The organism is Saccharothrix longispora, from assembly GCF_030852425.1.
Taxonomy (GTDB): Bacteria; Actinomycetota; Actinomycetes; order Mycobacteriales; family Pseudonocardiaceae; genus Actinosynnema; species Actinosynnema longispora.
This window is the reverse complement of sequence record NZ_NSDM01000013.1, coordinates 116,969-140,087: the sequence shown is the minus strand read 5'-3', so window position 1 is coordinate 140,087 and position 23,119 is coordinate 116,969. Positions and strand designations below refer to the sequence as shown.

Sequence of the window (23,119 nt, the reverse complement as noted above, 5' to 3'; positions counted from 1 at the left end):
TGCTGAATCGACTTCATTCGCCAGACGTTATTGAAGTACGTTCTTCGTGGATAGTCATCGATCGAGTGATGCGCGTGCCCTCCAGGTGTCCAATAAGGTCTTCGCATGGCGAACGCGCAAACCCGGCGCAGGCGAAAGCTGGGTGTCTACCTGCAAGAACTCCGCAAGAACGCCGGACGGAGCCTGGAATCGGTGGCCGACCTGCTCGGTGTCTCCCGACCGACGGTGACCCGCATGGAAGGCGGCTACACGCGGTGCCGCCGCGTCGAACTGCACGCGATCCTCGGTTACTACGGAGCGGACGAGCGGCAGCGGTCGAAAGCGGTCGGACTGTGGGACGACGCGAGCGACGACGCGACCTGGGTCCGATTCCCCGCGCGCAGTTCGAGCGCATTCCGCAATTTCCTCCAAGCCGAGGCGGAAGCGACGACACTGCAAGCCCTGGACATGCACCTGGTGCCCGGTCTGCTCCAGACGCTCGACTACGCCAGGGCGGTGCAGACGCAGGTCGCCTCGCCGTTCGAGGAGGACGAGGAGACCGTGGAGCAGTACGTGCGATCCAGGCTCGACCGCCAGCGGCGGCTGGGTGGCGACAGGCCGCTCGAACTCCACGCCTTCCTGGACGAGGCCGCGCTCAGGCGCGAGGTCGGTGGCGTCGAGGTGCTGCTCGGCCAACTCCGCCACCTGCTGGAGATCGGGTACTTGGACAACGTCCGGATTCAGCTGGTGCCGTTCGGCGTCGGGGCGTACGGCACGAATTCCGGAGGAGTGACCATCCTCGGTTTCAGTGATGCGGAGGACCCACCGGTCGCCTACTTGGAGCACGCCGGCGGCGGTGTGTGGGTGGAGGATGGGGAGGCGGTGGCGCACTACACCCGCATGATGCGCGGGCTGGACGCCGTCGCACTCTCCGAAGGTGACACAGCCAAGGCAATCCGACATCGGATAGAGGTGCTTGAGCAGCGATGACCACGACGTGGCGCAAGAGCAGTCGATCGGGTTCCGGTGCCAACAACTGCGTGGAGGTGGCGCTCGGCGCGACCACCGCCCGCGTCCGGGACAGCAAGTCGCCCGCCTCCGGTGAACTGGTGTTCGGTGCGACGGGGTTCGCGCGATTCCGAGCGGCCCTGAACGGCCGCTGACCCGAGGGCCGCGAGATCCTGGCCGATGCCGCGCTGCTCGCCCGGCACCGGCTGAACTCCCGTTCGGGTTTCGCCTGGACTGGCACCCCGCCGTCCTCCACCTCTTCAGGCGGCGAGCGGTGGTGGTCGGTGGAGCAGGTTCTGGCGTGGCCTCTGGGCGGGGTCGACGTGTCGGGGTGGGATGAAGGTCGGTGTGCCGCCGGTCATCGTGACTTGCCGGTGTGTGTGGTGGACGAGGCTGTGGTGGGTGCGGCAGAGCAGCACGAGGTTCGACAGGTCGGTGGTGCCGCCGTCTGCCCGGTGCTGGATGTGGTGGGCGTCGCACCACTGGGGTGGTCGGTGGCAGCCGGGGAAGGCGCATCCCCGGTCGCGGGCGTGCAGCGCGCGGCGTTGGGCGGTGCTCACGGTCCGTTTGGCGCGGCCGGGGTCGAGCACTTCGGAGTCGCCGCCGAGTACTACGGGGAGGATTTTGGCGTCGCAGGCGATGCGGCGGGCTTGTGCTGCGCTGAGGTGGCGGTCGCTGTCGAGCACCGCGTGCCCGACACCGCGACGCAGCGCCCGATAGTCCAGGGTGACGCTGATGTGCGGCCGTTCCCCCGCTTCTGACGGCAGGTCGCCCGACCGCGAAGCCAGTGGGATCAGGTCGGCGAACGCCTCACCGCGCCGTCGTGCCGCGTCGCGGGGGCCGTCCGGGTGGGGTGTGGGGAGTGGTTCGAGCAGTGCGGTGAACCGCGCGCCGGTCTCGGCGGACAGTTCTCCGAAGAATTCGAGTCGTCCGTCGGGCAGGTCGCGCAGGTGCAGTGTGTCGCCGGGGTCGGCGGCGGGCTCGTCCACCTCGTCCACGCGGTCCTGCTCGGCGCGGTCGCGAATCCGGTCGGCCAACTGCCGCACCGCTTTCGGCTCCACCGATCGAGCGGCCTCGACCGGGATCTCCTCCGACCCGTCCGGCAGGCGCAGCGAGATGGCCCGCGCCAGTTGGGTGAGGTGGCCGTCGGAGAGTTCCTCCAACACCACCCCGGTCACCGGGTGCAGGGGTGGGAGTGGTTGTCCGGTGGGACTGGTGGAGGGCAGGAACAGCGTCGCCTGCGCCGTCCAGCGCTTGACCTCTCGTGCGTCGGCGCGCACCAACCGCCGATGGGTGTCGGTGTCGAGCCCGCGCCGCAGCACCTCGGCCAGCAGCCGCAACCGCCGCAGGTGCAGCGCCCGCGCCGCGGCTTCGGTCTCCGCGATGGCGGCGAACACACCATCGTCGGAGAGCAGCGCGGGCGACACGTCCATGAATCCATGGCTATTCGAACACCAGTTCCCATTTCATCACTCGATCGGGCGAAGATCGGCGATCGCCGCGCGAACGCGCCGCCCGGGTGGACCCGGACGGCGCGTTCGGAGTGCGGAGGTGTCGACGACTACCCGGTCACGGGCTGGTGCACGTGACGGTCGGCAGCGAGTTGGTGCCGGTGTAGCTGGCGGTGAAGCCGAACTTCACCGACGCCTCGGGCGCCACCGACTTGTTCCAGTCGACGTTCTTCACGATCACCTCGGACCCGGAACCGGACCGCACGCCGTTCCAGACGCTGTTGACCGTCTGGCCGTTGGCGTAGTTCCACCTCGCGGTCCAGCCGTTGTAGGTGCTCGTGCTGTGGTTCATGATCTCGACCTCACCCTGGAAGCCGCCCGACCACGAGCTGGTGATCTTGTAGATCGCCATGCAGTTCGCGTCGCCCGGCGGGTTCGTGGTGGTGGTGGTCGTCGGGGTCGTGGTGGTGGTCGACGTGGGCGTCGTCGTGGTCGTGGTGGTCGTGGTGGTCGTGCCGCCGCCGCCGTTGCCGACGCCGGTCTCCTGGCCGTTGCCGCCGTCGAACACGACGTCGGAGCAGTTGTAGAACGTCTCCTGGCTGTCCGAGCGGGTCCACACCGAGTAGATGATGTGGCGGCCCGACTTGCCGGACGGCAGGTTCGCGTTCCAGTAGTACTGGCCGTCCACGGTGCCCACCGACCCGCGCGACGGCGGGTTCGTCACGCTGTGGAACGGCGTGCTCTCCAGGTCGTCCCAGGCCAGCGGACGGGTCGGGCTCCAGCTGTCCTTGGTGACGTACAGGTGGAAGGTGCCCGGGTGGGCGGCCCACATGTTGTACGACCAGTTGAAGCTCGAACCCGCCGTCAGGTGCGTCACGGGGTAGTCGCCGCGGGCGATGTCGAACCCGGAGAACGTCGGGTTGCCGCCGCTGCACAGCTTGCCGTCCGGGATGAAGCCGCGGGTGCGGCCGGCACCGTCGGAGCGCAGCACCCCGAACCAGTTGTAGAGCGAGTTGGTGCCGCCCGCCGTCACCGCGGCGGAGCACGCCGGGTTCTGCGGAACGATGTTGCCCTGCGGGCTGAGGCCGTCCTTCCAGCACAGGAAGGTCCGGCTGCCCGGCTTCATCATGGCGCCGTGCGCGTTCGCCGCCGTCGGGCTGACCACGTTCACGAGCACCGCGACCAGCAGGCCGGCCACACCGGCCGCGGCCAGCGAGATCCATCGTCGGGCCGTCACGTCGTTCACCTCCTCGTTGAGGTTCTGGGAACGCTCCCAGGAACGGGACACGACTGTAACGGCGGGTGATGCGCTGTGTGAATCTTCAGCTACCCAGTGCAGCCGGATGGCGGCGGCGGAGCAGCCGGAAGGAGGTGTCCCGCTACCCCCGGACGCGGGCACGTCGCCCGGGAGGGCTCCCGGAGCGCCGGGGACGGGCCCCGCGCGTGGCCGGCGGGCGTCGCCGGCCGCGCGGGTCGATCAGGAGGAACGGCTCACGTGGCCTGGTCGGCGGCCAGCGCGGCCAACCGGTGGAGGGCCTGCCCCAGGTACCCGTCGGTCAGCTCGTGCGCCTCGCCGCCCACGGCCTCCGGGTGCTCGCCGCGCACGTCGAGGTGCAGCACGACGCGGCTCGCGCCCGGACCGTCCTCGTCGACCTGGAGCCAGCCCGAGTAGCCCTCGCCGTCCAGGTCGCCCCACTCCAGCCTGCGCTGCTCCGCGTCGGCGGTGAAGTAGCCCTCGGCCTCGTCGATGTCGTCGCCGATGGACACACGCCCGGTGACCCGCTCGGGACCGCTCGGCTCGACCTGGAGCCCGTCGGGCAGCCAGGCGTCCATCGACCCCACGTCCCGCGCCACGTCGAACACGGCGCGCGCGTCGACCGGAATCCTCTGCTCGTGCTCGAACTCAGCCATGCCGCACCCGTACCCGCGGCGCGGGGCGACTACACCGCGGCGGGGCGCGCGGCCCCGATCGTGGCCAGCTCCGCGCGGGCCCGGTGCGGCGGCACGGACCGCATGCCCGCCGTCGCGCAGCGGCGCACCACGTCACCGTGCTCGCCCAGCAGCCGCAGGCCCCGGCGCAGCAGGAACGGCACCGGCTTGCGCGCCTCGACCACGTCCCGGGCGAACCGCCGCGCGAACGTGACCAGGGCGTTCGGCGTGAGCACGATCGCGTCGGCCAGCACGCCCGCGTCCCGGCAGCCCGTCACCAGCCGGTCGGCGAACAGGCCCTCCGCGATGAACGTGCCGGGCGCGGTCACCGTGTGGCAGCCCACCCGGCCGTTCTCGCTGATCGAGTACACCGGCGCCTCCACCGAGCCGGTGGTGGCGAGTTCGACCACGGCGGCCAGCGCGGCGTCGGTGTGCCACGAGCCCTCGGCGTCCCAGTCGACGCGGCCCGACTCGTCGCGCGGCAGCAGCGGGTCGTCGCCGTCGCGGTAGAAGTCGTCCAGGCGCAGCACGGGCCACCCCAGGAGGGCGGCGAGGTGGGACTTCCCGGAACCCGAGGGGCCGGCGAGCAGCACGGCTCGCGCGTGAACGGAAGGTGACGGCACGGGGCACGATTTTCGCACACCCTTGTCCGTCCGTGCACCGGCGCTGCTCCCGCTGTGCACCCGGTCTGGTCTGTCACCCGCCCGGGGGCCACGATGTGCGCATGGTCAGGGTGCGCGGCGTCGAGGACGCCCAGCGGGTGCGCGGGGAACTGCGCGAGGAGCGGGACGAGGTCGTGGCCGTCCGGTCCGCGCCGGGACGGCCGACCAGCGCGGACGCGCCGCGGATCGTCGCGGAGGCGGGCGACCGGATCGAACTGGACTTCGACCGGCTCGAAGAGGCCCGCGCGCGCCTCGACCAGCTCCAGGACGTGCTGGTCGAGCAGCTGCGGCAGGCCCAGGACCTGGGGGAGCCCATCGGCGACGGCAAGGGGCCGGTCGCGCTGCACATGCGCCGGGCGTTCCGGGAGCGCGGCGGCGCGGTCGGCGGCGGCGTGCAGGTGGCGCTCAAGTCCTACCTGGACGAGCTGGTCGCGCTGCGCGACGCCCTGGGGCAGGTGGGCGCGACCCACCGCGCCGAGGACGCCATGATCGCCGAGGCCATGAGGCGGCAGGGGTGAACAAGCGCGGGGCGCGGCGGGTGCGCAAGCAGCGGGTCAGGGCCAACCGCCGGCTGAAGAACTTCGGCAAGATCAACTGGAGGGTGTACGAGCACCGCCAGATGTGGGACATGGTCATGTCGGCCGAGGTGCCGCTCATGGCCACCCGCACGGCGCAGTGGCAGGTGCTCGCCTCCGCGGTGGACCAGGCCACGAACGAGGTGCAGCACATCGTGCGGCAGCTCGCCGAGTCCTGGCGCGGCCCGTCGGCGGGCGCGGCGGCCGACTCGGTGAACCGGCTCACGTCGTGGGCGGCGGACGCGTCCGAGCGCGCCTACCGCGTCGGCAACGGCCTCGACACGTACACGTCGGCGCTGGTCGAGGCCCGTGCGCGGATGCCCGAACCGGTGCACCCGACCGCGGAGCGCTGGTTCCGCGAGGGCCGCGACGTGTCCGTGCTGGACGGCCCGCAGGGCGCGTACATGATCGACCAGCTCCTCGACGACCACCTGCCGTCCAAGCGGGAGCAGCAGCGCGCGCACGAGGAGGCGGTGCGCGTGATGACCGGTTTCGAGGATGCCAGCCGGGGCGTGCACGACCGGCTGCCCGAGTTCGAGGACGCGCCGGCCGCCACGCGGATCACGCCGGACCACCGGTCGCTGCCGGTGCTCCCGCCCGTGCCCGTGCCGCCGCCGCCCGTTCCGCCCGTGTCGACGCGTCCGCCGGGGCCCGGGGTGGACGACCCGTCGCCCTCGCCGTTCCAGCCCGGCCCGCGGCCCGCGGACACCACCGCGGTCGCCTCGGCCACCGGCGGCCCCGCGGGCGGGGCCGGGTTCGGCCCCGGGTTCGGTCCCGGCGGCACGGCGGTCGGTCACGGCCCCGGCTACGGGGCGGGCGGCTACGGCACCGGGTCCGGCGGGTTCGGGCCGGGTGGCTTCGGGCCGGGTGGCTTCGGGCCGGGCGGCCCCGGCGGCGGCGCGCCCGGGTTCGGTCCCGGCGGCTCGTCCGGCGTGATCGGAGCGGTGCCCGGTGGCGCGGCGGCGCGCGGCGGCGTCGGACCGGTGGCGGGCGCGGGCGGACCGCAGGGCTTCGGCATGTACCCGCCGACGGCCCCCGGCGGCGGCCGCGAGGAGGACGTCGAGCACCGCAACCGCTACGACCTCGGCCTGGACCTGCTCGACGACCTGCCCCCGGCGTTCCCGCCGGTGCTGGGCGAATGAGCGACGGCCCCCGGCCGGGACACTTCACGGGCGGCTCGGCGGGCGGTTTCCGGGCGGACCCGGACGAGCTGGCCGCGTTCGCCGCCCGGCTCGACGAGGCCGGGGACGAGGTGCGCGCCGCGGCGGCGGGGCTGGCCGAGCCCGTCGGCGACCTCGGCCCCGAAGGTCTCACCGAAGCCGTCGAGCACCTCGTCGCCGAGTGGACGAGGGTGCTGGCGGGGGTCGACCCCGCGGCGGAGGCGGACGCCCTGCGCGCGGCCGGGGAGGCCTACCGCCAGGCCGATGAGCTGCGCCATGACTGACTACGCGGGGCTCGGCTTCGACCCCGCCCCCGGCAACGCGGGCGCCGTCGCGGCGGTCAGCGAGCGGTGCTCGGCCGCGTTCGCCGTGCCCGACGCGCCCCCCGCGCGGTGGCAGGGTGCGGCGGCGGACGGGTTCAGGACGCGGTTGGAGGCGGTGGTGTCGGAGTTGACGGCGGTGCGGCGCGCCATGCGGGCGGCGGCCGGGGTCCTCGACGAGTGGGCAACCACGCTGCTCGGCAACCAGCGACGCGCCGAGGAGCTGGACCGGCGGGCGCTGCGGTTGCGCCGGGCGCTCGCCGAGGCGGCCGACGAACTCGACCAGACCGGCGCGCTGGCCCGCTTCACGCCCGCGCACGCCGAGGCGCACGCCCGCGCCACCGCCCGGCACGACGAGCTGACCGGGCAGCTGGACGAGGTGCTGGACGAAGCGCGCCTGCTGGAGCGCGACCACCGCGCCGAGGCCCGCCGGGTCGTCGAGCGGCTGCGCGCCGAGGAACCGCCCACGCTGGTCGCGGACACCCTCACCGGGTTCTCGGCGTTCACCGCGGAGCTGGCGTCCGTGCTGCTCGGCCCACCTCGACCGGCGTCCGGCAGGGGCGCGGCGGCGGCGTTCCGGGCGGGCCTGGGGTGAGACTCGCACCCGTGCCGGGGGTCACCCCGGTGTCGCTGGGCACGCCCGAACGCACCGCGGACGAGCTGCTCGCCGTGCTGCGCCGCGTCAAGGGCACGCGCGACCCCGGCCTGGAGGTGTCCGCGACGCAGGCCGCCGAGATGGCCCACCGGCAGGGCGCGGGGCTGCTGGCCGTCGTCGAGCACCCCGACGCGGACCCGGCGCTGCTGGTCGCGGCCGTCGTCGGCGTCGACCGGCCCGCCGACCCGGGCGAGCTGGGCCTGCACATCGACGGCCCGTCGATCCGCGACGTGACCCGGGGCGAGACGGCGACCGGCTACCCGGTGGTGATCGTGGAACGCGTCCCGGTGACCGGGCCGGGCGCGCAGCTCCAGGTCGTGGTGACCGACCCGGACCACCCGCGCGTCGCCGTGTTCACGCTGCACTCGCCGACCGGGCGCGGCTGGCTCGACGTGGCGGGCGTCGCCGGCCGGTTCGTGTCCGGGGTGGAGTTCAGCGCGCCCGGTACTGGCTCGGCGTCGACCCCACGACCTGGCGGAACGTCCGGGAGAAGTGCGCCGCGCTGACGAAACCGCAGTCCCGGGCGATCTCGCCGATGCCGCGGCCCGCCTTCGCCGGGTCGGCCAGCAGCGCCTTGGCCCGGTCGATCCGCAGGCCCCGGATGCGCTCGGCCACGCCCTGCCCGTCGTCGAACAGCTGGTAGAGCCGCCGCCGGGAGATGAACAGCGCCTCGGCGACCCGGTCCGCGCCCAGCTCCGGGTCTGCCAGGTGCTCCCGCATGTACTCCAGCGCCTCGCGGCGGCGCGCCGCCAGCGCGTCCACCCGGTCCAGCTCGGCGCGCAGGGCACTGCGCAGCACCAGCTCGGCCAGCCCCACGAGGTGGTGCGCCAGACCGTGCGGGTCGAGCACGTGCGCGGCCGCCAGCACGTGCGCCACCGCGCCGGAGAACACCGAGCGCAGCGCCGCGTCCACCGGCACCGGCTGGAACATCAGCGGCTTCAGCTCGCCGAACCCGACCGTCAGCCGCGCCTCGGCCACCGTCAGCGCCACCACGCCCGCCGGCAGCACGTGCAGCGAGCAGTCGGGGAACCGCAGCTCGGCGCCCGCGCCCCCGACACCCGCCGGCACCGGGCAGCGCAGCAGCAGCTGGATGTGCTCGGGCGTCGTCGCGCCCCCGGTGAGCGCCGCTCTCGCGGCGGCGGCTCCGGAGGCGCGGACGGTCAGCACCCCACCGGCGACGTCCACGTGCGGCAGCCTAGCCACCTGTTGTGCCCAACCCGCCGCGCGAGCGCCGTCGGACCACTACCTTCTGGCGTCATGGCGCGACGTTCGACCACCGCGGTGGTGCTGTCCCACCTGGAGTTCGACCTGCTCTGGGAGGACCTGGGGGAGGGTGACCCGCCGTACCCGCTGGAGGTGCCCTCGCACGGCCGCACCGAGGACGAGCGCGACGACCTGGGCGCGGAGGTGCTGCGCACGCTCACCGGGGCGGGCCTGGCCGACGGCGACGACGTCTCGCCCGAGCTGGAGGACCTGTTCGGGCTGTTGGCGCACGGCTCGCCGAGCATCGACGCCCTGGTGTTCCGCCCGACGCCCTGGCGCGTGCTGGCGACGGCCCGCGGCTCCCGTGCCGTGCTGGCCGTGCTCAACGACAGCGAGGTGGCCCTGGAACCCGTCACGGACCTCGTGGCCGCCGTCACCAGGGTCGTGGGCGACGCCGCGCCCGGCCCCGGCGAACCGGTCTCGCTGCCGCGCCCGGCGTTCTCCGCCGCGATGCACGCCTACGCCACCGGCGGTCACGCCGCCCTCGAACGCGCCCTCGCGCAGGCGGGCGTCACCGGCCGCGCGACCCGGGCGATCACGACCCTCGTCGACTCGCCCCGCGTCGCCACCGGCCAGCTCGCCGCCACCGGCCGCGCCGGCCGGTCCGCCGTGCTGAGCTGGACCGACACCGCCGCCGGCCGGTACGCGACGACCACCGAGCGCTCGGGCGCCGAGCAGTGGGTGCGCGTGACCCCCACCGACACCGCCGGCTTCGCCCGCCACGTCGCCACCCTCCTGTCCACCGTGACCCGACCCACCCGCGAGTCGTAACCCCAGCCCCCGAGAGTCCAACGTCCAGGCCGGGTGAGTCCCACGTCCAGGGCTCCTGTGTTCTTCACGCGCGAGTGAAGAACACACGCGCCCTGAACGTGGGACTCACCCGGCGGGAACGTCGGACTCGCCGGCCGACCAGGTCGGCGGCACCACGTCGGCCAGGAGGGCCGTGCCCTCGGCCAGGGCCGCCTCGGACGCCTCCTCCGCCAGGGCGCGCACGACGCCGGCCAGCTCATGCGGCCGCATCGACAGCGCCTCCCGCTCGAAAGCCAGGTCGACCAGCTTGCCGTGCAGGTCCACCACGACCGTCACGCCCCGCGCCGACGCCCCCCGCCGCACGGCGTCCAACCGCTCGCTCAACCCCACCGTCACACCCGCCACGTCTCGGGGGTCGTGTCCTCGACCGACTCGACCAGGCGCTCCTGCACGGAGAGCCCCAGGGCGGACAGGTCACCCAGTTCCCGCTGGGCGCGGGCGTTGGCGCGGGCGGTCGCGGTGTCCACCAGCGCCAGGACCGCCCTGGCCAGCCCGCCGGGTCCGAGCCGCAGCGACCGGGTGTCGAAGGTCAGCCCGCGCAGGCCGCCGCCCGGCCCCACCTCGACCGCGATGCCGGTGTCCGGGTCGTGCGCGTTCGCGGTGATCACGGGTGCACCCCTCCGTAGAACGTGGCCGGGCTGAGCTTGTGCGTGTTGCGCCGCACGGCGTCACCGGAGTTGCCCTCGATCAGCGTCACGGTGCCGCCCGAGACCTTCTCCACGATCCCGATGTGCCTGCTGGTCGCCGGGCTCGACGGCCCGGTCCCGAACAGCAGCACGTCACCGGGGCGCACGGCGCTCAGCGACGTGTACGCCTTGCCGTTGCGCTGCCCCCAGCGGAACACGTCGCCGGTGAACGGCAGCACGGGGATGTCCACGCCCGCCTTGCGCCACATCGACGTGGCGAACGACGAGCACCACGCGGCCGTCGGGCCGTACGGGTTGCGGTTGCTGCCGGGCGGGCTCTCGCGCGTGCCCAGCTCGCGCCGGGCGGCCGAGACGATCGTGCGGGACCGGCCCTTGCCGCGGGCGTTGGACGGTCGGGTGCGGCCACCGGCGCCGCCCCGGGTCCGCTCGGCCCGGCCGTCGGCGACCCCGTCGTGCTCGACGTCCTTCTCCAGGGCACGCAGCCTCCGCGCCGCGTCCTCCAGTTCGCCGCGCGCGTGCCGCACGGCCTCCGCGGTCTCCTTGGTGTACCTCGGCTCCAGGTCCGCGGCCTGGCCGACGGCCTTGAGCAGCGCGGCCCGCGTGCCCACCTTCAGCCCCGCGTCGAGGAGCCCCGCGGCCTTGTCGAGGTACTCGTCCACGGCCAGCCGCGCCCGCGCGTGCCCCGTGGTCAACGCGCTCGTGACGCCCGCGACGACCTTCTCCGCGTCCCGCGCCGCGTCGGCGGTGGTCCGCAGCTGCCTGCCGAGCCCGGCCGAGCGCCGCTCGAACCCCTCGGAGTTGTCGCCCTTCCAGTGCTCCAGCACGGTCCTGGCGGCCTTGCCCTGGTCCTCGGCCTGGTCGGTGAGCGCGGTCGCGGTCCGGTGCAGCGCGTACTGCGCCTTCACCGCGTCCTCGGCCTTGCCGGCCAGCGAGTTCCGGTGCCCGATCATGCTCTCGGCGAAGTGCCGGGCCATCGCGCGCGCGTCCATCACCCCTCGCCCCCGCCCCGCACGACGCGGCCGCCGCGCAGCGAACCGGCCACGTCGTCCTCCTGCTCCCGGTAGGCGCGGGCCGAGTTCCGCGCGGACGCGGCCAGCGCGTCGGTGTTGTGCGCGACCGCCTTGACCTGCTTGCGCAGCGCCGCGCCGAAGTCGTCCAGCGCGTCCGCGAACCCCGACTGCTTCCCGATCCGGCCGAAGCTGTCGTCGGCGATCTCCCGGACCTCCCGCACGTGCCGCCTGCCGAGCGCGGTCAGGTCGTCGGCGGAGTTCCGCGTCCGGCGGGCGTAGTCGCGCAGCACGGCGAGGTCGACCGAGAAGCCGCCGCCGCCCCCGCGCCCGCCGCCCCCGCGCCCGCCGCCGCCCGAACCCCCGGAACCCCCGCCGCGCTTCATGGCCTCCACGCCGCGCCGCGCCTCGTCCAGGTGCTTCCTGTAGGCGCCGTTGGTGTAGGTGCTCCACGGCGTCCAGTCGCGACCGTCACCGGAGATCCGGTTGGCGGCCCGCGCGTTCTCCGCCGGGGAGAACAGGTCGCTGTCGGAATCCAGCCCGAACTCGCGCCGCCGCGCCGGCCCCAGCGAACCCAGCATGTTGACCTGCCACAGCCCGTAGGAGTCGTCCGGCGGGGTGGAGTTGTGCGCACGCGGGTCGCCGCCGGACTCGGCCAGCGCGACCGCCACGGCGATCGTGAGGTCCTGTCCGCGGAACCCCGCGTCGTGGGCGTGCCGGGCTATCCGCTCCGGGCTCAACGTGCTCATGGCGGTCACCCTGCACCGCGTCCCACCTGCGCGGAACGGCTGTTGCACGCCTGGACAGCGGCACTGCACAGGGCGGCTACAGTCGAACGCGTGGACGAGGGGCTGTACGACGAGGGCTTGTTCGGCGCGACCGACGAGGAGCGCGCCGAGCGCATCGCGGCCAACGCGCCGCTGGCGGTCCGGATGCGCCCGCGCACCCTCGACGAGGTCGTCGGGCAGGACCACCTGCTCGGACCGGGCGCGCCGCTGCGGCGGCTCGTGGAGGGCTCGTCACCGGCGTCCGTGATGCTCTACGGCCCGCCCGGCACCGGCAAGACGACGCTGGCCACGCTCGTGTCGCAGGCCACCGGTCGCCGGTTCGCCGCGCTGTCGGCCCTGTCCGCGGGCGTGAAGGAGGTGCGCGCGGTCATCGACGAGGCGCGCCGCCGCCTGGTGCGCTCCGGCGAGTCGACCGTGCTGTTCATCGACGAGGTGCACCGGTTCTCCAAGACCCAGCAGGACGCGCTGCTCGGCGCCGTCGAGGACCGGATCGTGCTGCTGGTCGCGGCGACCACGGAGAACCCGTTCTTCTCGGTCGTGTCGCCGCTGCTGTCGCGGTCGCTGGTGCTCCAGCTGCGGCCGTTGACCGACGACGCGGTCCGCGTGCTGGTCCGGCGCGCGGTCGAGGACGAGCGGGGCCTGAACGGCGCGATCACCGTGGAACCGGAGGCCGAGGACCACCTGGTGAGGCTGGCGGGCGGTGACGCCCGCCGCGCGCTGACCGCCCTGGAGGCCGCCGCCGACGCCGTCGACGGGGGCGGGGTCCTCACGCTGGCCACCCTGGAGGCCACGGTCGACAGGGCGGCCGTGCGCTACGACCGGCAGGGCGACCAGCACTACGACGTGACCAGCGCGTTCATCAAGTCGATCCGCGGGTCGGACGTCGACGCGGCGCTGCACTACCTGGCCCGGATGATCGAGGCGGGCGAGGACCCGAGGTTCATCGCGCGGCGGCTCGTGATCCACGCCAGCGAGGACGTGGGCATGGCCGACCCGACCGCGTTGCAGACGTGCGTGGCCGCCGCGCAGGCCGTGCAGCTGATCGGGCTGCCCGAGTGCGCGCTGAACCTGGCGCAGGCGACCATCCACCTGGCGACCGCGCCCAAGTCGAACGCGGTGACCACGGCCATCGGCGCGGCCATGTCCGACGTGCGCGGGGGCGCGGTCGGCTCGGTGCCCGCGCACCTGCGCGACGGCCACTACGCGGGAGCGGAGAAGCTCGGCAACGCCCGGGGCTACCGCTACCCGCACGACGTGCCCGAGGGCGTGCTGACGCAGCAGTACCCGCCGGACGACCTGGTCGGCCGCGACTACTACGAGCCGACCGGCCGGGGCAACGAACGGGTGCTGGCCGAACGCCTGCCGAGGCTGCGCCGCGTCGTGCGGGGCCAGGAGCGGTAAATCCGTTTCCGGAACACCGGTTCTCTGCCACGGTGTGGCCGTGACGGACGCACCGCTGAACGGCCACGCCCTGCTCGACTTCAACTCCCCGCTCTCCGACGCCAAGGCGTACGGCCTGATCGGCGGCCTGCACCCGACCCCGGGGCAGTCGATCGTCGACTACGGCTGCGGCTGGGCCGAGTTGCTGCTCAGGGCGGTCGAGCACCAGCCGGGCGTCCTCGGCATCGGCGTCGACAGCGACGACCACGCCATCGCCCGGGGCCGCGCGAACGTCGAGTCCCGCGGCCTGGCCGACCGCGTCACCCTGGCCCTGGCCGACGTGACGACCTTCGACACCGACCCGGCGGACGTGGCCGTCTCCATCGGCGCGTCGCACGCGTGGGGTGGCGCGGAGGCCACCCTGGAGGCCATGCGCGCCCGCCTGAAGCCCGGCGGGACCCTGCTGCTGGGCGACGGCTTCTGGGAGCGCGAACCCAACGCCCTGGCCCGGGGGATCTTCGGCGACGCGGGCTTCACCCCGCTGCCCGACCTGGTGGACCTGGCCCTGGCCGGCGGCTACCGCCTGCTGAACCTGACCACCGCCACCCTGGACGAGTGGGACGACTTCGAGTCCCGCTGGTGCGCCTCCCGCGAGCGCTGGCTGCTGGCCAACCCCGACCACCCTGAGGCCGACGCCGTCCGCGGGATCGTCGACGACCACCGCGAGGGCTGGCTCAGGGGCTACCGCGGCGCCCTGGGCTTCGCCTACCTCACCCTGGCCCGCCGCTGACCCTCCGGCCGCCCCGCCCGGCCGGGGATACCGGGCGGGGCGGCCGGACGCCCGTCCCCTCCCTGCCGTTCGGAGCGGCCGTCACCGGGTGGAGTGGGTCACGGCGTGGTCGGCAGGAGGCAGGCGTAGCTGAGCGGGAGCAGGTTCACGAACGTTCCCCCGGCTCCGGTGCAGATGGCGCGGGCCTCGTTGACGCGGCGGTTGCCGGCGCCGAGGGGGTTGAACACGCAGGTGTACCCCACCGGGTTCAGGGTCAGGGAGAGCACGCCGCCGGTCGCGGCGCACAGCGCGGTCGCGTTCCCCGTGCCCGAGCCCGGTCCCGTCGTCGGCGGGGTGCTCGTGCTCTCGCAGTTGGCGTGGATGTCGGGGTCCGGCGCGGGTCCCTGGCAGGTGTCGGTGCCGAGGCCGCCGTCGAGGCTGTCCTGGCTGCCGTCGTTGGAGGCGCCGACGAGGGTGTCGTCGCCGGCGCTGCCGGAGATCGTGTCGATGCCCAGGCCGCCGGTGAGGGTGTCGGCTCCGGTGCCGCCGGTGAGGGTGTCGTTGCCGTCACCGCCGTCGATCGTGTCGTCGAGGTCGGAGCCGGTGATGGTGTCGTTGCCGCCGTTGCCGTTGATCGTCTTGGCGGGGTTCGTGCCGCCGCAGTCGATCGTGTCGTTGCCGGGGGTGCCGGTGACGACGGTGTCGGTCTGGGTCACGCCGGCGCTCACGACGCAGTCGACGGCGGCGTGGGCGGTCAGCGGGCTGACCGCCCATAAGAACGGGACCGCGAGGACGCCGGCCAGCGTGGCGACGGCTCCGCGGCGGACCTGGCTCTGCTGGATTCCCATGGTGGTTCACTCCTCGATGCGTTGTCGGCGGTGGCTCGCGCAGCGTGATCCGATCGACTGCCGGTGCCACTTCATCCGCACGTGAAAAGACCTCGGTTCGTGATGTGTGCCCGCGAGCGTGGCGGGTGTGTCACGTCACCGAGGTCTGGGGTGGGAACAGGACGCTACGCCTGCCGCAGCCGGGAACGGACTTTTGTCCCCCGAATGGCCGCACGCCGTGTGCGCTGTTCGGAAGGGCCTTCTGGTGCTCGCGGTCGATCGGGGGTGCGTCCGTTCACCACCCGTCACGGGGCGCGATCGGCGGCACGTCGTGCAGGGGGTTGGGCAGGGTGCCCGTCCTCGGCACCGGCGGGCGGGCGGCCAGGTCGCGGTAGCCCAGGGTGATCCGGTAGCCGTTGAGCGGGAAGCGGAGGAACTCCGGGGCGGTCAGGGAGCCCTCGTCCACGCGGTCCGCCAGCTCCGGGAAGCGGGTGCGGTAGGCGTCCACCTCGCCCCGCACCATGCCCCAGAAGGTGTCGGCGGGCAGGTCGACCAGGGTGGACAGGGGGCGGAAGACGCCGACCAGCAGGGCGTCCACGATGTACTGGCGCAGCACCGGCCACGGTTTGCGCGGCAGCACCGGGTCGTCGGTGTCCGGCTCCGGGCCGCGGGCGGGGACGCGGTCCACCGACACGTTCACGTCGTCCACCAGGTCCAGGACCGCCACGCGGACGGGCAGGTGGGACTCGTCGGTGATCACCACGACGTTCTCGCCGTGCGGGTTGAACGTGATCCCGTACGTGTAGAGGAAGTGCACCAACGGGCGGAACAACGCCCGCAGCAGGGCCGCGAACCACACCGACGGGTCGTGCGAGCCCGTGAACTCGCGGACCAGCGGCCGGCCCTCGGGGTCCACGTGCAGCAGGGCGGCCAGCGACCACGAGCGCTCGCCGGGGCGCAGCGGGACCGGCTCGCGCCAGATGCAGCCCAGCGTCTCCAGCCACTGGTACGGCACCTCGCCCGCGCGGGACAGCCCCGGGTGGCGGACGGTCACCGACGCGACCTCGCCGAGCAGCGACGTGCCCCACTCCCCGATGAGCTTGTCCGACTCCCACAGGCCCTGGAGCCACTGCGTGACGACCGGCGCGGCGAGCGTGCAGTGCGGCGGGAGGCCGCGGTACACGGAGGTGTTGAGCACCCGCAGCGGCAGCTTCACCTGGTAGCGCCCCGGCGAGTCCACGTTGGACAGCGTGCGGATCGCCTGGGTGGGCAGGTGGAAGTCGGGGGCCTCGCCCAGCTCCACGATGCGGCCCAGCGCAAGCTCCGGCGCCCACAGGGTGCGCACGACGTGGTCGAGCTGCCACGGGTGGACGGGCAGCCACACGTACGCCGCCGGGTCGGCGCCCGCCTCCCGCAGCGCCTCGGTGAACCGCTCGATCGTGCCGGGGGACAGCTCGTGCGCGCGCACGGCCGCCTCCGACAGCGACGACGTGCCCCGGAACTCCGCCAGCCCCCGGTGCACGGCCAGCCACGGCACCCGCAGCGGGGTGCGCGACTCGGGCGCGTACCGGGCCGCGTCCTCCGCCGAGAACCCGATCCGCCCCTTGTTCGCGATCAGCCACGGGTGCCCGGTGAGGTGGCCGTCCAGCTCGGCGTGCGGCAGCGCGACCAGCTCGGAGACCGGGCGGGCGGTCTCGGCCAGCGCCACGTCCGCCGCCAGCGTCGAGGTCACCTCGGCGAGGAACCCGGCGGTGGTGGCCGGATCCACCCGCAGGGACCGGAACGCGTCCACCACGAACCGCTGGACGTCGTCGCACGGCTCGACCACGTCGTCGCCGAGGATGCCCGCCGCGCCCCGCCGCACCGACCCCGGTCGCACGGCCCACCCGCCGAACGCGGTCCGCGACGCCGAGAACGCGTACACCGCGTCGTCGAACCGCAGCTCGTACCGGCCCGGCCCGGTCTCCCCGCCGGGAACGCCCCCGACGGGGGCCAGCAGCTCCTCGAAGCACAGCTCGCCGATCGCCTTGGCGAGCAACGCGGCCGAGCACTCGCGCCACAGGTCAGTCACGGTCGTCCCCCGGTGCGGTGAAGCTGGTGTAGGCGGTGTGCTTCGGAAGCGGGTACACCTCGCGGCCGGTCACCGCGTTGAGGATCGTGGCGTTGCGCACCGCGCCGATGCCCAGGTCGGGGGCCGCGACGCCGTGGCTGTGCAGGTCGGCGTTGGCGACGAACACGCGGCCGGTGACCGACGGGTCGAGCGCGACCGAGTGGTCCAGCGCCACCACGTACCGGCCGGCGTCGTCCCGCCGCACGAGCGGCTCCAGCGGCGCGAGGAACGGCGTCGCCGCCTGCCGGTACCCGGTCGCGGCCACCACCAGGTCGGTGACGTGCGTGAACGTCCGCCCGGTGTCGCGGTGCGCGCACGTCAGCTCCACTCCGGACGCCGTCACCCGCGACGACACCACGGCCACCCCGGGCCGCAGCTCCACGGGCGCCAGGCCGTGCGCCCACTCCCGCCGGTACAGCAGGTCGTGCAGCTCCTCGATGGTCTCCGAGGAGATCGCCCGGTAGTGGCGCCACTGCTCGGCGCGCACCGCGTCCCGCCGCTCCCGCGGCAGCGAGTGGAAGTGCCGCACGTACGCCGGCGTGGTCATCTCCAGCACCAGCTTCGTGTAGTCCAGCGGCGCGAACACCGGGGTGCGGGTCAGCCACGACACGGCGGGCCCGCCGGGGGACGCGTTGCGCCGCAGCAGGTCCAGCACCACCTCCGCCCCCGACTGCCCGGACCCGACCACGGTCACCCGCGCCGCGTCCACGTCCCGGTGCAGGTACCCGGAGGTGTGCACGAGCCGGTCGCCCAGCCCGTCCAGCGCCGGCGGCACGAACGGCTCCGTGCCCACGCCCAGCACCAGGTTGCGGGCCTCGCACGAGAACCCGTCACCGGACACCGCGAACCGGTCGTCCTCCCACCGCACCGAGGTCACCGGGTGCGAGAACCGCACGGGCAGCCGCGACGCCGCCCACCGCAGGTAGTCCTCGTACTCCCGGCGCGTCGGGTGGAACCTCTCCCGCACGTAGAACGGGTAGAGCCGGTCGGCGTCGCGCAGGTACTCCAGGAACGACAGCGGGTGCGTCGGCGCGACCAGCGTCACCAGGTCGGCCAGGAAGCTGACCTGGAGCACCGCGTCGTCGAACATCATCCCGGGGTGCCAGCGCAGCTCCGGCCGCGCCTCCAGCACCACCACGTCCACGTCGTCCACCGTCGACGCCAGCGCCGCCAGTCCCAGGTTGAACGGCCCGCAGCCGATCGCCAGCACGTCGATCACCGGGTGCGCACCATCAGCAGGGCCACCTTGTCCGGCAGCAGCACCTCGCCGACCGGCGCGAACCCGCCCGCGGTGAACGAGCTGATCGCCCGCCGGTTGCGCACGTCGGGTTCCAGCACCACCCGCGTGCACCGCGGGTCGGCGGCGAACAGCGCGTCGGCCAGCACGGGCAGCAGCGACCGCACGAGACCCCGGTCGGTCATCGCCAGCTCCCCGACGGCGAGGTGCAGGCCGAGGTCGTGCGGTCGGGCCGGGTACACGCCCGCGACCACGTCCCGCGCCGCCCGGTACACCTCCACGTACAGCAGCGGGTCGCCGTCGCGGCCCACCAGCAGCGGCAGCGAGTGCGCGCCGGCCAGCTGCCCGCGCAGCTCGGCGTCCCACCGCTCGCGCGGCCACGCCTGGTGCCAGAACGCGACCACGTGCGGCGCCTGCATCCAGCGGTGCACCAGGTTCAGGTCCCGGTCGGGGTCCACGGCCCGCGCGTGCCACCCGTCGGTGAGCACGGGCAGCGGGGGACCGGGCACGCCGGACAGGTCGTCGGTCGGCCGGTAGGCGTCGAGGTGGGTCACCGGGCGCACCTCCCCTCCCGGGGGCGATCGGGGACGAGCGGGTTGGGCGCGTCGAAGTACACCGACTGGGCGTCCAGCGGCGCGAGCACCTCGTCGATGCCCTGGAGCCTGGTCAGCAGGTTCGCCTTGCACGGCAGCAGGTCCGCCGTGAGCCACCGCCGCGCCAGCCGGTCGCCGTCGGGACCGGCCTCGGCGAGCGCGGGCAGCGCCGACTCCAGCCGGGACGCCATCACGGAGAGCAGGTCGCGCTCGTCGGCCAACCCCTCCACGCCCAGGCAGCCGACCACGGCCAGCGCCTGGTTGCGCAGCAGGTAGTAGGTGAGCCGGTCGTCCACCACCGCGTCGTCCACGACGGCCAGCGTGGAGGACGCGGCGCCCAGCCGCTCCAGCACGTCCGGCAGGCGGGACGCCGCCAGGTAGTAGCCCTGGTTGTCCCGGTACCGGCCGCCGACCACGCGCCCCGCCGGGTCCAGCCGCACCAGCGTGTTCTGCTGGTGGGCCTCCAGCCCGATGCCGGTCTCGGCGTAGAGCCGCAGCATCGGCACCAGCACGTGGTCGGTGTAGGAGGCGACCCACTCGGCGGCGTCGAGCCGCAGCACCAGCTCGCCCAGCAGGCTGCGCCCGATGCCCGGCCGCGGCGCGACGAGACCGGCGAGGCACCGCGAGTCGCCGATGCCGTCGGGCACCTCGCGCACCGCCACGTCCAGTCCGGTCACCTCGCCGCCCTCGTCCACCGCGAGCCACGAGGGGTCGCGCACGACGGAGAACTCCGGGTGCGCCTTCCCGGTGCCCGCCGCGTACCCGGACTCCAGCAGCAGGTGGACCTCCGACCCGCGGCGCAGCTCGGTGGACGTCGACTCGCGCCGCGAGTTGGTGATCCGCAGGCCCAGCGACAGCTTCAGCATCACCGGCGCGCCCGTGCGGTACACCGTGCGCAGGCTCGACGTGGGCGACCAGGCGGGCCCGAACTCGCCCAGCGGCTCCAGCAGCCCGCGCGAGACGAGCGACGCGACGCGCGGGCGCCGCAGCAGGTCGTGCGCCTGCCACGGGTGCGCGGGCACCAGCACCCGGCCCGGTTCGGGGCTGCGCCCGGCCAGCGCGGCCATCAGCGACGGCGCGTCCGGCCCGGCGACCGAGCCGTGCGAGACGACCTCCTCGGCGGCGGCGAACCAGAACAGCGGGAACGACCCGCGCAGCTCCGGCGCGTACCGGGCGTTGTCGGTGTCGGACAGCCCGTCGCGGCTCTTGGGCGCGGGGTGGTGCAGGTGACCGAGCATCAGGCGCTGCTCGGCGTCGAGGAACCGGTCGGCGGGACCGACCGGTTCGCGCCTGCGCTGCTCCACGAACCCGGCCACCCGGCGCACCGACTCGGCGGTGCGCTCCACCAGGTCGGCCGTGTCTCCGCCCAGTTCGGCGCCGACCAGCGCCACCGCCACCACCGGGTCGGCCGGGCGGCCGGCGAGCGTCACCGGGCCGAACCGGTGCCAGCCGGTCGCCGAGCGGTACCGGACGTCCGCCTCCAGCGGCACGCCCAGCGCCTCGATCCGCACCCGCTCGCCCACCGGCACGCCCCGCTCGCGCACCCAGCAGCGCAGCAGGGCCTCCAGGTGGGCGTGCTCGGCGGCCGACCGGGGGTCGCCCTCCAGTGCGTCAGGTCTCATGCCACTCCCTCCAACAGCCGTTCGGCGGCGGAGCCGGCCTCGCGGACCAGCGCCAGCAGCGCCACCAGGTCCGCCTCCCGGGCGTTCGGGTTGAGCAGGGTGAACTTCAGGCAGGTCGCCTTGTCCACCTCGGTGCGGCCGACCAGCGCCTCGCCCGAGCGCAGCAGCCGCCGGCGCAGCCCCGCGTTCACCTCGTCGGACCGCGACTCGTCCGCGGTCCGGTAGCGGAACACCACCGTGGTCAGCGTCGCCCCGCCGACCAGCTCGAACGCCGGGTCGGCGGCGATCAGCCCGGCGGCGTGGCGGGCCAGCTCGTGGCAGCGGTCCACCAGCGCGCCCAGGCCCGCGCGGCCCAGCGCGAGGAGCGTGGCGGCCACCTTCACCGCGTCGGCGCGGCGCGTGGTTTGGAGCGTGCGGCCCAGCGTGCCGTCGTAGCCCTCGGCCCGGTCGTCCTCGGGGTTGAGGTAGGCCACCGACCGCTCCAGCGCGCCGAACGACGCGGCGGACCGCACCAGCAGCACGCTCGCCGACGCCGGCTGCCAGCCGATCTTGTGCAGGTCCGCGGTCACCGAGTCGGCCAGCGACAGGCCGTCGACCAGTCCGGCGAGCTTCGCGGAGAACAGCGCGCCGAAGCCGTAGGCGGCGTCCACGTGCAGCCACGCGCCGTGCTCGCGGGCCACCTCGGCCACCTCGTGCAGCGGGTCCACCGAGCCGAAGTCGGTGGTGCCCGCCGTGGCGACCACGGCGACCGGCGTGCCGCCCGAGCGCAGCTGCGAGTCCAGCGCGTCGGGGCGCATCCGCCGGAGCGGGTCGACCGCCACCGGCCGCACGGCGTGCTCGCCGATGCCCAGCGCCGCGCACGCCCGCTGCACGGAGAAGTGCGCCGCCTCGGAGCACAGCACCACCGGGTCGGGCAGCGCGGCCACGCCGTCGGAGCGGACGTCGACGCCGAGCCGCGCGGCGGCGGCGTCCCGGGCCAGCAGCAGCGCGGTCAGGTTGGACAGCGTGCCGCCGGGGGTGAACACGCCGTCGGCCCCCGGGCCGAACCCGGCCAGCCCGGTCAGCGCCGCGACGACCCAGCGCTCGACGGCGATGGCGGCGGGCCCGGAGTCGTAGGTGTCGAGCGAGGCGTTGCCCGCGGCGGCCAGCGCGTCCGCCGCGACGGCCACGGCCAGCGGCGGCGGTTGCAGGTGGGCGGCGGCGAACGGGTGGGTGAGGTCCACGTCGTACTCGGCCAGCACCTCCGTGAGCCGGGCCAGTGCCGCGTTCGCGCCCAGCCCGTGCTCGGGCAGCTCGCCGAGGCGGTCGATCGCCGAGGCCAGCACGTCGGCGGGGCGTCCGGCGGGGATCGGGCGTCCGGAGGGACTGGCGGCGAACACGGCACCTCCGACGATGCGATAAAGGTTAGCCTTACCTCATCTACTCGGCGTGGTGGGTGTCAAGCGCTTCGTGATCGACGTGACGATCACCCCGGTCACGCTAGCCGCCGACCGCGCGGTCGAATCGACGCCAAATGGGGGGTCTTGGTCGACCGTCCCACCCCTTGGCACGGCGCGCGGGCGATCTCGTGCGGACCCGCGCGGCGGAGCGCGGTAGCCTTGGCCCCCACCCACGTCTCGCCAGAACCACCAGGAGGGTCCGTGTCGCCAGGGCAGATCGCCGCGCTGGTCGCCGCCGGCGCGTTCGTGCTGCTTGTGCTGCTGCTGGCGATCCCGTTGATCAAGCTGGGCCGGACGCTGGACGAGGCCACGGTCGCCATCCGCAAGGCCCACCAGAACAGCGACCCGATCTTCACCGGCGCGAACACGACGATCACGCACGTCAACACGCAGCTGGAGCGGGTGGACGGGATCACCGCCAACGCCCGCGCGGTCACCGGGAACGTCTCCGCGCTCACCTCGCTGTTCACCGCGACCCTCGGCGGCCCGCTGGTCAAGGCCGCCGCGCTCTCCTACGGCCTCAGCAAGGCCGTCCGGGCCCGCCGCGCCGCCAAGGAAGCCCCCGGCAAGCACCTCCGGCGCAGGGGCAGGCGATGAAGCGGATCTTCTGGTTCGGCCTCGGCATCGCCGCCGGCGTCTTCGCCACCCGCAAGGCCGGGCAGGCCGCGCACGCCGCCACCCCCGCCGGCATCGGCGAGAACGTCGGCCACGGCCTGCGCGAGCTGGCGGGCGCCCTCGGGTCCTTCGGCGCCGACGTGCGCGCCGGCATGTCCGAGCGCGAGCAGGAGCTGCACGACACCGTGGAGCGCCAGACCGGTCACACCACCGGGCGGCGAGCGCGCAGGGCGAACGACTGACGGCCGTCGTTCGCCTCACCGCGCCCCCACA

Annotated in this window: 27 protein-coding genes; 12 read left to right on the top strand and 15 right to left on the bottom strand. The window is 74.3% G+C overall.

Annotated elements, in window-relative coordinates:
- Positions 1-105: 105 nt before the first annotated feature.
- On the top strand, positions 106-969 hold the full coding sequence (locus CKY47_RS27800) for a helix-turn-helix domain-containing protein (protein WP_306749262.1): 864 nt from the start codon (positions 106-108) through the stop codon (positions 967-969).
- Positions 966-1,142, top strand: a complete 177-nt coding sequence (locus tag CKY47_RS27795) for a DUF397 domain-containing protein (protein WP_306749261.1) — start codon at positions 966-968, stop codon at positions 1,140-1,142. Before CKY47_RS27800 ends, CKY47_RS27795 begins: the two co-directional genes overlap by 4 nt.
- 105 nt (positions 1,143-1,247) lie before the next feature.
- On the opposite strand, the gene CKY47_RS27790 is transcribed toward CKY47_RS27795, so the two are convergent.
- The 4 genes from CKY47_RS27790 to CKY47_RS27775 all read right to left on the bottom strand — a co-directional run bounded on the left by CKY47_RS27790 (position 1,248) and on the right by CKY47_RS27775 (position 4,990).
- The gene (locus CKY47_RS27790) at positions 1,248-2,420 is read right to left on the bottom strand and encodes an HNH endonuclease signature motif containing protein (protein WP_306749260.1); all 1,173 of its coding nucleotides are present in this window, start codon (positions 2,418-2,420) and stop codon (positions 1,248-1,250) included.
- 136 nt (positions 2,421-2,556) lie between these two features.
- On the bottom strand, positions 2,557-3,675 hold the full coding sequence (locus CKY47_RS27785) for a lytic polysaccharide monooxygenase (protein WP_306749259.1): 1,119 nt from the start codon (positions 3,673-3,675) through the stop codon (positions 2,557-2,559).
- 254 nt (positions 3,676-3,929) lie between these two features.
- Entirely contained in the window at positions 3,930-4,349 is a 420-nt protein-coding gene (locus CKY47_RS27780) for an SRPBCC family protein (protein ID WP_306749258.1), read from the bottom strand.
- A 29-nt stretch (positions 4,350-4,378) separates the two neighbouring features.
- Complete coding sequence (locus tag CKY47_RS27775; RefSeq protein WP_306749257.1) at positions 4,379-4,990, bottom strand: uridine kinase; 612 nt, start codon at positions 4,988-4,990, stop codon at positions 4,379-4,381.
- 101 nt (positions 4,991-5,091) lie between these two features.
- Here CKY47_RS27775 and CKY47_RS27770 point away from each other — a divergent pair, with 101 nt between their 5' ends.
- From CKY47_RS27770 to CKY47_RS27750, 5 genes are read left to right on the top strand one after another with little or no spacing between them, the layout of a single operon-like run.
- A complete protein-coding gene (locus tag CKY47_RS27770; RefSeq protein WP_306749256.1) occupies positions 5,092-5,547 on the top strand; it encodes a hypothetical protein in 456 nt (151 codons plus the stop codon).
- A complete protein-coding gene (locus CKY47_RS27765) occupies positions 5,544-6,746 on the top strand; it encodes a PPE domain-containing protein (RefSeq protein ID WP_306749255.1) in 1,203 nt (400 codons plus the stop codon). Before CKY47_RS27770 ends, CKY47_RS27765 begins: the two co-directional genes overlap by 4 nt.
- Positions 6,743-7,048: a hypothetical protein gene (locus tag CKY47_RS27760; RefSeq protein WP_306749254.1), complete on the top strand. Its 306-nt coding sequence runs from the start codon at positions 6,743-6,745 to the stop codon at positions 7,046-7,048. The genes CKY47_RS27765 and CKY47_RS27760 overlap by 4 nt, the downstream gene beginning before the upstream one ends.
- Positions 7,041-7,679, top strand: a complete 639-nt coding sequence (locus CKY47_RS27755; protein WP_306749253.1) for a hypothetical protein — start codon at positions 7,041-7,043, stop codon at positions 7,677-7,679. The genes CKY47_RS27760 and CKY47_RS27755 overlap by 8 nt, the downstream gene beginning before the upstream one ends.
- 11 nt (positions 7,680-7,690) lie before the next feature.
- A complete protein-coding gene (locus CKY47_RS27750; RefSeq protein ID WP_306749252.1) occupies positions 7,691-8,245 on the top strand; it encodes a hypothetical protein in 555 nt (184 codons plus the stop codon).
- Here the strand turns inward: CKY47_RS27750 and CKY47_RS27745 are convergent.
- Positions 8,172-8,924 (bottom strand): helix-turn-helix transcriptional regulator, encoded by a 753-nt coding sequence (locus tag CKY47_RS27745; RefSeq protein ID WP_306749251.1) that lies wholly within the window; start codon positions 8,922-8,924, stop codon positions 8,172-8,174. The two genes, CKY47_RS27750 and CKY47_RS27745, sit on opposite strands and share 74 nt — an antisense overlap.
- Positions 8,925-8,996: 72 nt before the next feature.
- Between CKY47_RS27745 and CKY47_RS27740 the strand changes: the two genes are divergently transcribed.
- Positions 8,997-9,773: an ESX secretion-associated protein EspG gene (locus tag CKY47_RS27740; protein WP_306749250.1), complete on the top strand. Its 777-nt coding sequence runs from the start codon at positions 8,997-8,999 to the stop codon at positions 9,771-9,773.
- A 105-nt stretch (positions 9,774-9,878) separates the two neighbouring features.
- Here the strand turns inward: CKY47_RS27740 and CKY47_RS27735 are convergent, their stop codons facing one another.
- From CKY47_RS27735 to CKY47_RS27720, 4 genes are read right to left on the bottom strand one after another with little or no spacing between them, the layout of a single operon-like run.
- The gene (locus tag CKY47_RS27735) at positions 9,879-10,148 is read right to left on the bottom strand and encodes a hypothetical protein (RefSeq protein WP_306749249.1); all 270 of its coding nucleotides are present in this window, start codon (positions 10,146-10,148) and stop codon (positions 9,879-9,881) included.
- On the bottom strand, positions 10,145-10,420 hold the full coding sequence (locus CKY47_RS27730; RefSeq protein WP_306749248.1) for a YbaB/EbfC family DNA-binding protein: 276 nt from the start codon (positions 10,418-10,420) through the stop codon (positions 10,145-10,147). Before CKY47_RS27730 ends, CKY47_RS27735 begins: the two co-directional genes overlap by 4 nt.
- The gene (locus tag CKY47_RS27725) at positions 10,417-11,448 is read right to left on the bottom strand and encodes a CHAP domain-containing protein (RefSeq protein WP_306749247.1); all 1,032 of its coding nucleotides are present in this window, start codon (positions 11,446-11,448) and stop codon (positions 10,417-10,419) included. Before CKY47_RS27725 ends, CKY47_RS27730 begins: the two co-directional genes overlap by 4 nt.
- On the bottom strand, positions 11,448-12,215 hold the full coding sequence (locus CKY47_RS27720) for a type VII secretion target (RefSeq protein ID WP_306749246.1): 768 nt from the start codon (positions 12,213-12,215) through the stop codon (positions 11,448-11,450). Before CKY47_RS27720 ends, CKY47_RS27725 begins: the two co-directional genes overlap by 1 nt.
- Positions 12,216-12,305: 90 nt before the next feature.
- Here CKY47_RS27720 and CKY47_RS27715 point away from each other — a divergent pair, with 90 nt between their 5' ends.
- The gene (locus CKY47_RS27715) at positions 12,306-13,655 is read left to right on the top strand and encodes a replication-associated recombination protein A (RefSeq protein ID WP_306749245.1); all 1,350 of its coding nucleotides are present in this window, start codon (positions 12,306-12,308) and stop codon (positions 13,653-13,655) included.
- A gap of 40 nt (positions 13,656-13,695) precedes the next feature.
- The gene (locus CKY47_RS27710) at positions 13,696-14,424 is read left to right on the top strand and encodes an SAM-dependent methyltransferase (RefSeq protein WP_306749244.1); all 729 of its coding nucleotides are present in this window, start codon (positions 13,696-13,698) and stop codon (positions 14,422-14,424) included.
- Positions 14,425-14,522: 98 nt separating this feature from the next.
- Here the strand turns inward: CKY47_RS27710 and CKY47_RS27705 are convergent, their stop codons facing one another.
- From CKY47_RS27705 to CKY47_RS27680, 6 genes are all read right to left on the bottom strand, one after another.
- Positions 14,523-15,251 carry a calcium-binding protein gene (locus CKY47_RS27705; protein ID WP_306749243.1) on the bottom strand — a complete coding sequence of 243 codons (729 nt, stop codon included), beginning with the start codon at positions 15,249-15,251 and terminating at the stop codon, positions 14,523-14,525.
- Between the two features lie 274 nt (positions 15,252-15,525).
- Positions 15,526-17,301, bottom strand: coding sequence for an IucA/IucC family protein (locus tag CKY47_RS27700; protein WP_306749242.1), 1,776 nt, complete (start codon positions 17,299-17,301; stop codon positions 15,526-15,528).
- Positions 17,294-18,559, bottom strand: a complete 1,266-nt coding sequence (locus tag CKY47_RS27695) for a lysine N(6)-hydroxylase/L-ornithine N(5)-oxygenase family protein (protein WP_306749241.1) — start codon at positions 18,557-18,559, stop codon at positions 17,294-17,296. Before CKY47_RS27695 ends, CKY47_RS27700 begins: the two co-directional genes overlap by 8 nt.
- On the bottom strand, positions 18,556-19,131 hold the full coding sequence (locus tag CKY47_RS27690) for a GNAT family N-acetyltransferase (protein WP_306749240.1): 576 nt from the start codon (positions 19,129-19,131) through the stop codon (positions 18,556-18,558). Before CKY47_RS27690 ends, CKY47_RS27695 begins: the two co-directional genes overlap by 4 nt.
- A complete protein-coding gene (locus tag CKY47_RS27685) occupies positions 19,128-20,792 on the bottom strand; it encodes an IucA/IucC family protein (RefSeq protein ID WP_306749239.1) in 1,665 nt (554 codons plus the stop codon). The genes CKY47_RS27690 and CKY47_RS27685 overlap by 4 nt, the downstream gene beginning before the upstream one ends.
- A complete protein-coding gene (locus tag CKY47_RS27680; RefSeq protein WP_306749238.1) occupies positions 20,789-22,171 on the bottom strand; it encodes a pyridoxal phosphate-dependent decarboxylase family protein in 1,383 nt (460 codons plus the stop codon). Before CKY47_RS27680 ends, CKY47_RS27685 begins: the two co-directional genes overlap by 4 nt.
- Before the next feature lie 261 nt (positions 22,172-22,432).
- On the opposite strand from CKY47_RS27680, the gene CKY47_RS27675 reads away from it, so the two are divergent.
- Together CKY47_RS27675 and CKY47_RS27670 are read left to right on the top strand one after the other, a co-directional pair.
- On the top strand, positions 22,433-22,828 hold the full coding sequence (locus CKY47_RS27675) for a DUF948 domain-containing protein (protein ID WP_306749237.1): 396 nt from the start codon (positions 22,433-22,435) through the stop codon (positions 22,826-22,828).
- Positions 22,825-23,088 (top strand): hypothetical protein, encoded by a 264-nt coding sequence (locus CKY47_RS27670; RefSeq protein ID WP_306749236.1) that lies wholly within the window; start codon positions 22,825-22,827, stop codon positions 23,086-23,088. The genes CKY47_RS27675 and CKY47_RS27670 overlap by 4 nt, the downstream gene beginning before the upstream one ends.
- Positions 23,089-23,119: the final 31 nt, after the last annotated feature.

Coding starts and splice junctions, on each gene's coding strand:
- CKY47_RS27755 (WP_306749253.1), top strand. CDS start 7,041: ATGACTGACTACGCGGGGCTCGGCTTCGACCCCGCCCCCGGCAACGCG.
- CKY47_RS27800 (WP_306749262.1), top strand. CDS start 106: ATGGCGAACGCGCAAACCCGGCGCAGGCGAAAGCTGGGTGTCTACCTG.
- CKY47_RS27670 (WP_306749236.1), top strand. CDS start 22,825: ATGAAGCGGATCTTCTGGTTCGGCCTCGGCATCGCCGCCGGCGTCTTC.
- CKY47_RS27720 (WP_306749246.1), bottom strand. CDS start 12,215: ATGAGCACGTTGAGCCCGGAGCGGATAGCCCGGCACGCCCACGACGCG.
- CKY47_RS27685 (WP_306749239.1), bottom strand. CDS start 20,792: ATGAGACCTGACGCACTGGAGGGCGACCCCCGGTCGGCCGCCGAGCAC.
- CKY47_RS27790 (WP_306749260.1), bottom strand. CDS start 2,420: ATGGACGTGTCGCCCGCGCTGCTCTCCGACGATGGTGTGTTCGCCGCC.
- CKY47_RS27740 (WP_306749250.1), top strand. CDS start 8,997: ATGGCGCGACGTTCGACCACCGCGGTGGTGCTGTCCCACCTGGAGTTC.
- CKY47_RS27780 (WP_306749258.1), bottom strand. CDS start 4,349: ATGGCTGAGTTCGAGCACGAGCAGAGGATTCCGGTCGACGCGCGCGCC.
- CKY47_RS27760 (WP_306749254.1), top strand. CDS start 6,743: ATGAGCGACGGCCCCCGGCCGGGACACTTCACGGGCGGCTCGGCGGGC.
- CKY47_RS27770 (WP_306749256.1), top strand. CDS start 5,092: ATGGTCAGGGTGCGCGGCGTCGAGGACGCCCAGCGGGTGCGCGGGGAA.
- CKY47_RS27725 (WP_306749247.1), bottom strand. CDS start 11,448: ATGGACGCGCGCGCGATGGCCCGGCACTTCGCCGAGAGCATGATCGGG.
- CKY47_RS27795 (WP_306749261.1), top strand. CDS start 966: ATGACCACGACGTGGCGCAAGAGCAGTCGATCGGGTTCCGGTGCCAAC.
- CKY47_RS27705 (WP_306749243.1), bottom strand. CDS start 15,251: ATGGGAATCCAGCAGAGCCAGGTCCGCCGCGGAGCCGTCGCCACGCTG.